Origin of the sequence: Streptosporangium sp. NBC_01810, from assembly GCF_035917355.1 — a bacterium.
In the GTDB taxonomy this organism is placed as follows: domain Bacteria; phylum Actinomycetota; class Actinomycetes; order Streptosporangiales; family Streptosporangiaceae; genus Streptosporangium.
Genome location: NZ_CP109070.1, coordinates 6,959,613 through 6,971,872 on the forward strand (window position 1 = coordinate 6,959,613; position 12,260 = coordinate 6,971,872).

Annotated in this window: 8 protein-coding genes; 3 read left to right on the forward strand and 5 right to left on the reverse strand. The window is 66.8% G+C overall.

Annotated features, from left to right (window positions below; genetic code table 11):
* Positions 1-15: 15 nt before the first annotated feature.
* The 5 genes from OIE13_RS31470 to OIE13_RS31490 all read right to left on the reverse strand — a co-directional run bounded on the left by OIE13_RS31470 (position 16) and on the right by OIE13_RS31490 (position 9,538).
* Entirely contained in the window at positions 16-1,902 is a 1,887-nt protein-coding gene (locus OIE13_RS31470; protein ID WP_326829112.1) for an N-6 DNA methylase, read from the reverse strand.
* Positions 1,899-2,603, reverse strand: a complete 705-nt coding sequence (locus OIE13_RS31475) for a M48 family metallopeptidase (protein WP_326829113.1) — start codon at positions 2,601-2,603, stop codon at positions 1,899-1,901. Before OIE13_RS31475 ends, OIE13_RS31470 begins: the two co-directional genes overlap by 4 nt.
* Positions 2,604-2,622: 19 nt before the next feature.
* Complete coding sequence (locus OIE13_RS31480) at positions 2,623-5,799, reverse strand: type I restriction endonuclease subunit R (protein WP_326829114.1); 3,177 nt, start codon at positions 5,797-5,799, stop codon at positions 2,623-2,625.
* 96 nt (positions 5,800-5,895) lie between these two features.
* Entirely contained in the window at positions 5,896-7,092 is a 1,197-nt protein-coding gene (locus tag OIE13_RS31485) for a restriction endonuclease subunit S (protein WP_326829115.1), read from the reverse strand.
* Positions 7,082-9,538, reverse strand: a complete 2,457-nt coding sequence (locus tag OIE13_RS31490; protein WP_326829116.1) for a type I restriction-modification system subunit M — start codon at positions 9,536-9,538, stop codon at positions 7,082-7,084. Before OIE13_RS31490 ends, OIE13_RS31485 begins: the two co-directional genes overlap by 11 nt.
* A 402-nt stretch (positions 9,539-9,940) precedes the next feature.
* Here OIE13_RS31490 and OIE13_RS31495 point away from each other — a divergent pair, with 402 nt between their 5' ends.
* The 3 genes from OIE13_RS31495 (at position 9,941) to OIE13_RS31505 (ending at position 12,207) form a co-directional block, all read left to right on the forward strand.
* A complete protein-coding gene (locus tag OIE13_RS31495; RefSeq protein WP_326830324.1) occupies positions 9,941-11,119 on the forward strand; it encodes a helix-turn-helix domain-containing protein in 1,179 nt (392 codons plus the stop codon).
* 93 nt (positions 11,120-11,212) lie between these two features.
* Positions 11,213-11,698, forward strand: a complete 486-nt coding sequence (locus OIE13_RS31500; protein WP_326829117.1) for a hypothetical protein — start codon at positions 11,213-11,215, stop codon at positions 11,696-11,698.
* Between the two features lie 197 nt (positions 11,699-11,895).
* Positions 11,896-12,207, forward strand: coding sequence for a hypothetical protein (locus OIE13_RS31505; protein WP_326829118.1), 312 nt, complete (start codon positions 11,896-11,898; stop codon positions 12,205-12,207).
* The last annotated feature ends 53 nt before the right edge of the window (positions 12,208-12,260 follow it).

The window sequence follows — 12,260 nt, forward strand, 5'->3', positions numbered from 1 at the left end:
TGTCTCCAGGGGGGATCAGTCGGGACGCAGGCTCCCGTCGAAGAGGCCGTCGATGCCGGCCGCCACAAGATTATCGCTGATCTCGCGGAGCGCACGGGTGGCGTCCTCGTAGGCGAGCAACTGGCGGAAGACCACGCCGTACCGGCGTTGCTCGTCGATCGGAAGCCTGGGCAGTCGCGCACGACGGGGATCGAGCCGCATCGAGGAACCGAGCCGGATGCCGGAGCCACCGGCGGCGCGCAGGCAGCCGACCAGGAAATGGGGGTCCAGGCGGTCGGGATCGGTGCGGATGAGGAGGAGTTGGGGGCCGAGAACGGCTCCCGACTCGGTCATGACCCGCGGGACCGAACCGCTGCCCGTGACCACCGGGGCGACGACATCGTCGCGCTCCACCCGCACCAGGCCGGGCGCGTCGGCGCTGCGACCCGTGGGCGCCCGGCCGAGCAGGAGGTCCTTCGCGGTGAGGACGGGAAGATCGCCGTCGCCGGGAAGCTTGAGCGGGCCCTGAAGGATGGTGACGGCGCCCGCGCGGGCGAGTTCCCCGAGGCTGGACATCGCCGGTTCATGCCCCCGGACCGCGGACAGGCGCGGCAGGATGGAGTTCAGCGACCCGGTCATGGCCATCGCCTTCTCGCGCAGCGCGGTGAAACTCGACGAACCCGGCTGGTCGAGGACGGAGATTCGCTGGCCGACCGTCAGATCGATCTCCTCGTCCAGGAGGTCGATGATCCGTACGGTGTCGCTGCCCTCGGGCAGGTCCCTGCCGTCGCGGAAGGCCTGCCACGACGCTTCGGCCAGGGCGAGATCCTCCCCGGCGTGCACCATCAGCACCTCGGACGGCGGCTGGGCGCCGGGCTCGGGCCTGCGCAGGACCCACAGGTCCGGTGCCCCGCTGGACGCCGGGGTGGCGCCCACGGAGAGTGTGATGATCGCCCGGAGCGCTCCGGCGCGCAGCAGGTTGCCCCGGACCCGGCGGCCGGCCCGGCGGCTCGCGGCGACGCCCGGCATCACGATGACCACCAGGCCGCCCGGCCGGACATGCGCCAGGCAGTGCTGCACCCAGGCCAGCTCCGACTCGCCGCGGGGCGGCAGGCCGTACTCCCAGCGTGGGTCGTTGGCCAGCTCCTCGTAACCCCAGCCGCGCTCGTTGAACGGCGGGTTGCAGACGACCACGTCGGCCTGCTCACCGGGGAAGGCGTCCGCGCGCAACGAGTCGCCTGTCTCGACGCACGAGTCGTGGCCGTGGAGTCTCAACCGGATGCCGGCCAGACGGGCGGCGCTCTCGTTCACCTCCTGGCCGAGCGTCCGTGCCCCGGCGGACCTGAGAAGCAGAGTTCCGATCCCGCATGCGGGATCCAGCACGACACGCCCGGCCGTGTCACCGATGCGGGCCATGAGGTCGGCCACGCCCCGGGGAGTGGTCAGCAACCGGCGGGAGTGCAGACTCACATAGCGGTCGCAGATGCCGTCGAACGCCGCGACGGACCCCTCGGCCCGGCCCACCTCGGTGATCGCCCCGACCAGTTCCGCGCTGACGTCCAAGCCGTCGGGAACCGTCGGGGACAGTCGTTTGAACAACGTCTTCGCGTTGAGGTCGGGGGCCTGCCGTTGGTGCAGGAGCACGGTTCCGGCGAATCCCACGGCGTCGCCGAGCCGCAGGTCGTCGGTGCTGGCTCTCAGCCGTTGCCAGAGCCGCTCGATCGGCGCCACCTCCACGTAGCGGTCGTGGCGGCGAAGCCAGGATTCCACCTCTGCCAGGGAGAACGCCGGACTTGACGCGCTCCCACCTACGGGCTGGGGGAAGTCGTCGAACCGCTTACGCCAGTTGCTGACCGCGGCCCGGCCGACATCGGCGAGCCGGGCGATGTCCGCGGCGTTGACCATGACCTCGTCGTGCATCATCGCCCTTTCTCGGGCAACCAAAGATCATTACCGGTACGGCGGAGCCGCTCCCGATGGTCCTCGTGACCGGGCAACGCCCGCTCGACGATCTGCCAGAACTCGGCACCGTGATCGGCACGATGGAGATGCGCGAGCTCGTGCACCAGCACATAGTCAATCAAGCTCGGCGAAAGCTGCATGGTCGCCCAGTGGATGTTGACCTGACCGTCGGGTGAGCACGAACCCCACCGGTAGCCGAGCGGGCGCACCCGCAGCCCGGCCGGCTCGACTCCCATCCGCGCCGTCCAGGGCCGGATCCGCCGGGTCAGCCATCGTGCGCCGACCCGGCGATACCAGTCGACCAGCTCCTTCGCGCCGCCACCCCGGGCCAGCTCCAGCCGCCCGCGGACCAGGCGCACCTCGCCGGAGTCGACGACGCGCAGCCGGTGGGAGCGTCCCAGATAGAGGAACCCCTCACCGGAGACGAACTCCCTGTCCGGCGGGGCCTCGCCGAGATCCCGCTTCTCGGCGAGCTTGCCGTACAGCCATGACCGTTTCGCCTCGACCAGCTTGGTGAGCTCGGCCCGGGAGACCTGCGGGGGGACGACGGCGGTGACCGAGGCGTCCCGCTCCACGGTGAGCCGCACGCTCTTGCGGCGGTCACTCACCGAGACGGCGACGTCGAGGTCACCGACCCGCAGGACTCCAGGAAAATCACTCACGGTCACCAGCATGCCAGCATCAGGCTCCCGGAATATCCGCCTGGTTGTTCCGGATCACGTCACATGCCTTGTCGGCGACCTGGTCCAGCCGGTGAAAGTCTCCCAGATTCCGGGTGACCAGAATCTCAAAGATCTCCTTCCGGAAATCTTCGACGTCCGTTCTCTTCTTCCAGAAGTCACGGCGATGGATGGTCCGTGCCGCCATCTGGTGGATCTCCCGGCAGGCCTCGACGAACCGCGGGTCGCCGATGTCCTCGGCGGAGGTGGCCAGCTCGCTCAGCAGCAGGCCGTACAGGGCGCTCTCGACCGGGCCGAGGCCGTGCGGGTTGTCCCGCCGGTCCTCGTTGATGTCGGTCATCAGCTTCTTGAACGCGAGCAGCTGCTGGTCCCAGTCGTCCTTGAGCTCGACCAGGATCCGCTCAAGCCGCTCGCTGAGCAGCTGGTAGCGGGTCGGGTCCTGGCCGCGGTGCACCTCGATGTGGTGCCGGATGGCGTTCTCCATCTCCGAGGCCTTGGCCCGCGTGCCGCCGGTCATCGCCTCGACCCTGGCCGCGAAGTTGGCGGCGGTCAGCTCGATCGGCGGGAGCTGCTGCTCGATGCCGAGCGAGGTGACGTGCTCGTCGATCAGCAGCTTGATCTTCTTGCCGTAGGAGCCGGGGTCGAACTCGCCGCCGTCCACCCGGTAGCGCTTGTTCGAGGTCAACCTGATCACCATGAACCGCTTGAGGTCCGGCAGGTACGGCTTCGCCGCCGGATCGGGCAGCACCACGTTGACCGTCCGGGCGAACAAGGCGAGCTCGGCGCCGAACCTGTCGCGCAGCCGAGGATCGGCCAGCTCCAGCACGCACCCCTCCACGTCGGCGGGATCGTGGAACATCATCCGGAGCCGTTGCATCTGCGGCTCCAGCTTGGCGATCTCGGTCCGCAGGTCGCGCAGCGCCCCCGAGACGTCCCTGGCCTCCTCGTCGTCGAAGTCCTCGTCGGCGTAGACGCGCAGCGCGTCCACCAGGTTCTGCGCCACCCCTCGGTAGTCGACCACGTAGCCGTACGGCTTGCCGTCCGCGGTCCGGTTGACCCTGGCCACCGCCTGGAGCAGGTCGTGCATCTCCATCCTGCGGTCCAGGTACATCACCTGCTCGATGGGCGCGTCGAAGCCGGTGAGCAGCATCGACTGGACGATCACGAAGGCGATGTCGTTCTCCCCGAAGGGCAGGGTGAAGCCGTCGATCCTGGCCTTCCGCTTCGCCTCGTCGGTCCACTCCGCGAAGCGTTCCTCGCCCTCCACGTCGCCCTTGGAGATGATCGGCACGAAGTCGATCCGCCGGAGCAGGTCGAGCTGCCCGTGCGCCTTGACGAGCTGGGCCTGGCGCGGTTTCAGCTCGTCCAGGGGGCGGTTCAGCAGGTGCGGCGGAAGGTTCAGCACGTCCCGGACGAGCTCGTCACGGGCGGCGAGGAGCGCCTCCCGGTAGCGCAGCGTGGTATCCCGGTCGTGCGCGACCACCTGGGCCTTGAAGCCCTCGGGCAGTACCTTGTCCACGTAGTGGCGGAGCATGTGCTTGGCCTTCACGTCGATGAGCCGCTGGGCGGTCGAGACGGTCCCCTTGGTGGCCCAGCGCTGCTGGAGCTGCTGCCGCTCCTCGCCGGTCAGGTCCTCGAACTCCTCCTCGAAGAGCTCGTCCATGTCCTGGCCGTCCCGGAGCGCGCCCTTGACCTTGAAGCCCTCGTAGAGGATCGGCACGATCACGCCGTCCTCCTCGGCCTCGCGGAGCCGGTAGGTGTCGATGAACGAACCGAACAGCTCCACGCTGGTCTTGCGCCGCCCCTTCTTCGTCATGATCGGCGTGCCGGTGAAGCCGATCCGGGCGGCGTTGGGCAGCGCCTGGCGCAGGTTCGAGCCGAGGGAGGCGGTGTGCGAACGGTGCACCTCGTCGATCAGCACCACGATCGACTCGTCGGTGTTGACCTCGCCCAGGTCCAGGCGGTTGGCGGGGGAGCCGTTCTGGTTCTTCTGGATCATGACGAAGACCACCCCCGGGCCGCTCCGGCCGAGCAGGGTCCTGGCGCGGGCGCCGCTCTTGGCGGTGTCCACCTTCTCGCCGCTCAGCTGCATGGTCTCGCCGAGCTGGTCCTGGAGCTGGGTCCGGTCGGTGACGACCACGACCTTGTAGTGGGCCAGTTCGTCGGCCGAACGCAGCCGACGGATCAGGAAGGTCATCGTGAGGCTCTTGCCGGAGCCCTGGGTGTGCCAGACGATCCCGCCGCGCCGCCCCGGCTCGCCGGTCAGCAGCCGGTCGACGGTCCGCTCCACCGCGCGGAACTGCTGGTACCGAGGGGCGATCTTGACCGTCACACCGCTGTCGAGGGTCATGAAGGTCACGTAGTTGTGCACGATGTTCAGCAGGTTGGCGCGGTTGAGCACGCCGGCGGCAAGGATCTCCTGCCTGCTGAGCTGCTTCTCGTCCTTGCCCCGTCGCGTGGCGAGCGCCGCCATGGTGAGCGGGTACGGGTCGCGCCAGGGCACATAGTGCTCGGGTGCGGCGGTGAAGGTGCCCAGCCTGGCGTCCTCACCGCTGGTCACGACCGTCAACTGGACCGAGTGGAAGAGCTTCGGGTTCCCGGTCTGGCCGTCGCTGTACCGGCGAATCTGGTTCACCGCGGCGCGGAGGTCGCTCCGGGTGGGCGCCTTGCACTCGACGACGACGAGCGGGATGCCGTTCACGAAGAGCACCAGGTCGGGGACGATCTGCTTGCTCCCGCCGGTGCCGGGGACGTCCACCCGGAACTGGTTGATCACGAAGAACTCGTTGTTGTCGGGGTTCTTCCAGTCGATGAAGTGGACCGTACGGTCCCGGCCGCCATCCGGCCCCTCCACCGCGACACCCTTGATCAGCAGTTCGGTGACGTACGTGTTGGCCTCAAGCAGGCCGGCGGCGGGCACCCGGGTCAGCGCGTTGAACGCCTGGCTGATCCTGGTGTCGTCGAGCCATTGCCGGCCCTGGTCGTCAAGGTTGATCCGGAAGAGCGCTTCCCGCACCCGCTCCTCAAGGACCACCTCGTTGAAGGATTCGCGCAGCGAGTCCCGCGCGATGAGGGGCAGGACCGCGCCTTCCTTGGCACCGGCCTTGTGCTTCCACCCCATGTCCTTGAGCTGCTCGATAAGCGGACGTTCGACAAGCTCGTACTCGTAGTCGGCCACCGTCCGACTCCCCTCGGTAAACGATCGGACATCGTCACCCCCCGAACACATCACCGCCGCACCGGGGCGGGGCATCACGCCCGCCCCGGCACAGGGTCAAAGACTTTCCAGTACGGCTTCCGCCGCAGAAACCCGAACCCGCCCTGTTAGCAGGTCTTCCATCAGGCCTTGCTTGAGCAACTCCAAGCGCTGCAGGTGGGAAGACTCTTTGGACAGTTGGTTTCTCCCGGCATCTGCCATCTCTATGAGCTCCCGTTGATTCCCGATGGAGGGAAGCGGGATCGGCATGCTCTTCAACTGAGTTGAATTAATGCTGGCCAGATTCGTTGTCTGCTTTGCGATGCTGAGAAAGTAACTTTTGCCATGGTGTGACGAACAGTATGCTGCGAGATACTCGGGCAACAGGCGGATTCTGTCGCAACGGACACGAAAGATGTGATTTTGGCAAATGCATGGATCGATCCTGGCATCCCATACCGCACCGCGACCGAGTTTGTCCAGGTCGCCCCCCTCGGTCAAAAGTACGTCTCCTGCCTCAAGCAGGTAGCGCTTCGCGTCCGTGCGGCTGACGTGCACCCTCTTCATTTCAGACGTGTCGATATATCCGTCCTGGACGTTTGCTACGCGCAGGTAAGGGAGTTCGATCGATCCGCCAGTCTCTGTTCCCAGGGTCACACCGCTGGCGATATCGGCAAGGGTTGCCAGGGAAAACTCGGCATCAGCTGTTCGGATGATTTTCGTGAGATGGCTATCCATTATTGCTGCTGCGATAATTTTGAGCTTATTGATAACCTCTCGTTGACTAGCAATTTGGGCATCGAGGGTGTCGAGGATCTCCGTGATCCGCCGCTGATCCGATAGGGGAGGTAGTGTCAATCCAAACGAATTTATGTCTTTTCGAGTTATGTGGGACATCGTCGATCCATGCGAGCGCTGCTGCAGTTCGCCGATGCTCCATCGAAGTAGGTGCATGAAGAAAGTTTGGTCTAGATGACTGACGGGAATTACCTTGAAAAGGTGCTGATTTAGCCATGCAGGCCCACGCTCCCAGAGGTCTACGAAAAAAGATCCACTCCAGGAGAAGACAATGTCTCCGTCTGTGATCTTATATTGTTCGGGGAGGCGACCTGAGTATCGGTCGCAATGTGCAGCCCTATTTTTGAGTTGTTCGATGCGGATAATCGGTAATCCGGTTTCGCCTCGATCGGTGTGAGCGAACGGGTAGCCATTGATGAAATCGGCGGAAGCCCCGAGCGTTGTAGCTGTCCATGAGGACGGCTGGTTAATTCCCATAGCCCAGCTCCTTGAGGTAGGTCTCCAGCCGAGCTGCAGCCGCTTCACGCTGGGCTTCGAGGTCGCGGAGGGTGACCGCGTACTTGTCGGCCCAGGTGCGAAACGCCGCCTCGGCCAGCCTGCGGGCGGCGGCCGTACGGGATTCCAAACGGGACGTGAGCTGTGACCGCAGGACGCCGATCACCAGGTCGCGGCGCGCGTCAGCGTCGAGGGCGCCGACGGCCATCCGAAGCCGGGGCAGGAAGTGGTTCTCCAGCGTGCCGACCTTCTTGCGGGCGGCGGTCGTGTGCGTCTTGAGGTCCTTCAGCTCGGACTCGGAGAGCCGGTCCTCGGCGGAATCGTCAGGCTCGTCGGCCTCCTCGTCCTCCTCCGAGGGCTTGGCGGTGGCCGCCTTGTACCGGGCGTTCAGCTCGGCGTACGCCGCCTCGGCCTCCTCCAGTTCGGCGAGGTAGTCGGGGATCAGCGCGGGCACGACCCGGTGGTCGCGGGCCTTGCGCTTCTCGGCGGCGATCTTCTGCTTGTCCCAGTACTCCACCTCCTCCTCGTCCAGCTCGAACGCCGACTCGATGGTGGTCAGCCAGCCCTCGACCACGCCCTCGAAGCCGTTGAGCCCGAGGGTCTTGATGTCGTACTTCGCCTCGCCCCACCACGCGGCGACGATGCCGGCCAGCTCGAACCGGTCGAGCACCTTCAGCGGCAGCAGCTCGCTGACGAAGGAGTCGAGCAGCTCGGCCCGGACCTCCATGACCTTGCGGGTGTCGGGCAGCTCGACGAGCCGCTTGCTGTGCCGGGTCCACCACTCGGAGAACGCCTGGCGCAGCCGCTCCTCGGTGGGAGCCGCGAGGGCCGGGATGCGCTCGGCGGTCGCCCGCCACCCCTCGGGCAGGAAGTCGTGGTAGTCGGCGTCCCGCTCGGCGAACAATGCGTCGGGGTCGACGCCGAACGCCTCGAACAACCCGGCCTTGGCCGCGACCTCGGCCCTGGGGACGCCGCCGTGCAGGTGGGCGCGGACGTCCTGGGGCTCGGGCGGCGGGGTGTTGTCGACGTAGCGGCGGATGTTGAGGTTGAAGTCGTTGGCCCGCAGCTCCTCGACGTCCACGACGCGGGCGAACCCGGGGATGTCGCGGTACTCCTGGTAGGCCGCGACGATCTTCTCGGCGTGCTGCGGGTCGAGATGGTTCTGCGCGCGTCCGGCGGTGAGCTCGCGGTCGGCGTTGATGAACAGCACCTTGCCGCGCCGCTCGGCGGGCCGGGGGTCGGTGCCGCGCAGGATGAGGACGCAGGCCGGGATGCCGGTGCCGTAGAAGAGGTTGGGCGCCAGGCCGATCACCGCCTCCAGGCGGTCGTCCCTGATGACGCCCTCGCGGATGTCCTTCTCCTTGCCGCCGCGGAAGAGCACGCCGTGCGGCATGACCGTGGCGCCGACACCGTCGGGGGTGAGGACGGCCAGCACGTGCTGGGCGAACATGAGGTCCGCCTTCTTGCCGGTCTCCGGCGCGTAGCCGTACTTGAAGCGCTCCGGGTGCTTCATGTCGGCGGCCGAGTAGTTCAGCGAGAAGGGCGGGTTGGTGAGCACCCGGTCGAAGCGGGCGAGCTCTCCGTCCTCCAGGTGCCGGGGGTCGGCGAGGGTGTCCTCGTTCTCCAGGTCGGCGTTGAGCACGCCGTGCAGGATCATGTTCATCTTGGAGACGGCCCAGGTGGTGCCCGCGGTCTCCTGGCCGGCCAGGGTCAGGTCGCGGGAGTCGAGGCCGTGCTCGTCGATGTACTCCTTGGCGTGGATGAGCATGCCGCCCGAGCCGGAGCACGGATCGTAGACGCGCATGCCGGGCTCCGGCCTGACCAGGCGGACCATCATCCGGACCACGCCACGCGGGGTGTAGAACTCGCCGCCCTTCTTGCCCGCCGAGTCGGCGAACTGCGCGATCAGGTACTCGTAGGCCGCGCCGAGCAGGTCGGGGAACTCGAAGTCCTCGTTGCGCAGCCGTACCCGGTGGAAGTGGTCGACGAGCTGCTGCAGCCGCTTGTCGGAGATGGTGGACTGGCCGACCTTGCGCATGAAGTCGATGTGCTCCAGCACGCCTTCGAGGGAGGTGGAGTTGTGGTTCGCCAGCCCCTCCAGCGCCTTGTTGAGCAGGTTGCCGACGTTCTTCTCCCGGGAGTGGTCCTTGATGTGCCGCCAGCTGGACTCCTGGGGGACGTAGAAGCTCTCGCCCCGGTAGAAGGCCGGCGCGGCGGCCATCCGCTCGGCTTCCTCCCGGCTCCTGCCCTGGGCGAGCCACTTCTTGACGAGCTCCTCGCGGACCACGTCGAACTGGTCGGAGGCCCGCTTCAGGAAGAGCATCCCGAAGATGTACTCCTTGAACTCCGAGGCGTCCATCTTGCCGCGGAGGATGTCGGCCGCTCCGAACAGATGCCGCTCAAGCTGCGGCAACGTCAGCTTCGCCACGGGGGGTGGCCCTTCTGTATTGATGTGGGGGACATCCGGCTCGGGGCACAGGCGTCTTATCGACGGATGCACACGCCTACTCGACAACGATGCCGCCAGCCGTTGACGGCAATGCTAACACCAAGGGGGGGTTATCTCTACACCAACAATAATTACTGTGTGCTAGATTCACAATCTTTGATGAGGTTCTCATGGCGGACGATCGCGTTCATGAGCGGGATGGGTGAGGGCATGGTTCAGCACCGCCTCATCCGAGAACTGTCGGCGTGCCTCGCCTGTACGGAGAACGCCAGGAGGATGTAGTCAAGAACCCTGGACATGAGCGAGCCCTGCACATCTAGCCTGAGGATGTCGAGCCTTCAGGAGAGGCAGGGCCTTATGAGCGACGTCATCACGGGGCACATGATCAGACGCCAGCGTGAAACGAAAGGCATGAGCACTACGGCGCTGGCAACGCAGGCAGGCTGCACAACACGGCACATCGAACTGATCGAGCAGGGAAAGCGAATCCCCTCGATACCGCTGCTGCGGCAGATTGCCCTCGTCCTTGGCGTGCGTACCGCCGTGCTCCTCGGCGAGAGTCCTCGCGACTCCCACGAGCCTGGCCGTCCGCAGGTCGCCGACATCGAACGTGCCATGTTCACCTATCGGACGCTGGCCGGTGATCTCGAACCACCGGATGCCGAACAGGTCGCCGAGCGGGTCACCGCGGCCCGCGAGGCATGGTTCACCGCGCCCAACAAGTATTCGATCCTGATGCGGAGCCTGCCCGGCATTCTCGGCGACGCCGAGCACCTGCTGCTCAACACCCCGAGCAGTGAGGGCCGTCTGGCCGCATGCCGGGCTGCGGCGGACGCCTACATCCTCGCGCGCGGCGTGCTCAAGCACCTGGGCCGTGTGGACCTGGCGCACCTGGCCGCGGACCGGGCGATGCGCTACGCCGAGGAGAGCGAAGACCCACTGATGATCGCCTATGCCCAATGGAATCTCGGGCAGAGTCTTCTCACCGATGACATGCACGACATCGCCTACGACGTCGCCCACCACGGCATGGAGCAGATCGAACCCTTGCTCGCCGAAGGAGACGACCGCCACATCAGCGTGTTCGGCGGCCTGCACCTGATGGCGTCGATCGCGCTGACCCGGGTCGGTGACGATGACCGGGCGCGGGAGCTGCTGCGCGGACCGGCCTACGACCTCGCCCGGCGCGTTGACGAGCGGCGGCCCATGATGGGCCTGTTCTTCGGGCGGATGAACGTGGCGATTCACATGGTCAGCATCGAGTACGAGATGCGGCAGCCTGCGGCGGCCGTACGGCTCGCCGAGGAGATCGACCTCACCCAGACCATGTCGGTGGAGCGCCGGACCACGCATCTGTCACAGGTCGCGCGGGCTTGCGAAGACCTTGGTGACGACGCGGCCAGCCTCGTTCACCTCCTGCGGATCGAGCGGGAGTGCCCTGAGGAGCTGGACCAGAAGCGGTTACTGCGGGAGATGGTGTCCTCCCTGGCACGACGTGCGAAACCCTCCTGGGCGCCCGAGGCGCGACATCTCGCCGAGCGCCACAAGATCCTCGTATAGGCGAACTCAGAGTTCGTTCGCATCTGTTCGGTTGCGGACGGTGACGGCTGCTTACGGTGTGGTCGATCAGCCAGCCGGACATCCGGAGCGACAATGACCTCACGTCCCAAGCAGCACGACGCCGTCATGGATCGTGTGCTCGACACTGCACGCCGCGAGTTCCCCGGCATCGGTTTCGCCCGCCTGGACGGGCAGTGGCAAGCCACCGTCAACGCGGAAGTCTTCAATGCCGGGAGCGTCGCAGCGCTGTGCGCGAAGCTGCGCCGAGAGCTCCCAAAGCTCGCCATGGAGCAACTGTGTCGTGCCTTGGCGGAGCGAGATATCCCCACCCGAGACTCCGACGTTATGACGACAGCCGGTGGCCACTACATGCTGAGCCTCGCGCCTGGCCTGCTTGTCTGGAGCGTTCCAAAAATGTTCCGCTGGTTCAGCGCCGGTCGCATGGTCCTGCACTCCTCGGCCGATCCCGCCGGTACCGCCGATCTTCTGGTGGAACTGTTCGACCGGCAACCGTGGCTGCGGTATCGGCGGGAGTACCTGGAGGCGCTCATGGAACCCGCCGAAGCATCGCCCATCTGACCATCAGCTCTGGCGGGCTCCGCGCCGGCCGCGGCCTACGCCCCGACACCGCCCGGCCCCCCGGACGCCCGCCAGAGGCGGCCCCGGGACGATCACCGGCTTCCGACGCCGGAAGACCCCGGGGCCGCTCGTCTCCTTCACCGACCATCACCGCACGAGTCCTTCACCGACCATCACCGCACGAGAGGACGTACGCCATGATTCCGCCACCGGGCACCCCGGCGAGCGACCGGCTCCGACAGGTCACGCAGTGGGGACTCGCCATCACGGCCCTTCAACGGCTGCGGGCCAGGCTCGCCGACCACGAGATCTTCCCCGAACTCGTCCGGGAGGGCGGGCAGCCCCGCCTGCTGCTGGGCGAGGCGCTGACCGTGTGGACCGGCTACAGCGGCGAGGTCGTCTACTGGGGAGCCGACCTGGGGGCTCCGGCCGCGAACGCCCCGGCCTTCGACCTCGCCGACGTCGCACGCCGGATCGCCGAACTGGTCTACGCCGCGCCGGCCCCTTGATCGCGTGGCGGCACGTGGAGCCGGACCTCGGCGTGCCGTCACGACCCATCCCG

What these genes read in the sequence shown, in the direction of transcription:
- OIE13_RS31495 (WP_326830324.1), top strand. Translation starts at nt 9,941, where the DNA reads ATGATCAGACGCCAGCGTGAAACGAAAGGCATGAGCACTACGGCGCTG.
- OIE13_RS31505 (WP_326829118.1), top strand. Translation starts at nt 11,896, where the DNA reads ATGATTCCGCCACCGGGCACCCCGGCGAGCGACCGGCTCCGACAGGTC.
- OIE13_RS31485 (WP_326829115.1), bottom strand. Translation starts at nt 7,092, where the DNA reads ATGGGAATTAACCAGCCGTCCTCATGGACAGCTACAACGCTCGGGGCT.
- OIE13_RS31470 (WP_326829112.1), bottom strand. Translation starts at nt 1,902, where the DNA reads ATGATGCACGACGAGGTCATGGTCAACGCCGCGGACATCGCCCGGCTC.
- OIE13_RS31500 (WP_326829117.1), top strand. Translation starts at nt 11,213, where the DNA reads ATGACCTCACGTCCCAAGCAGCACGACGCCGTCATGGATCGTGTGCTC.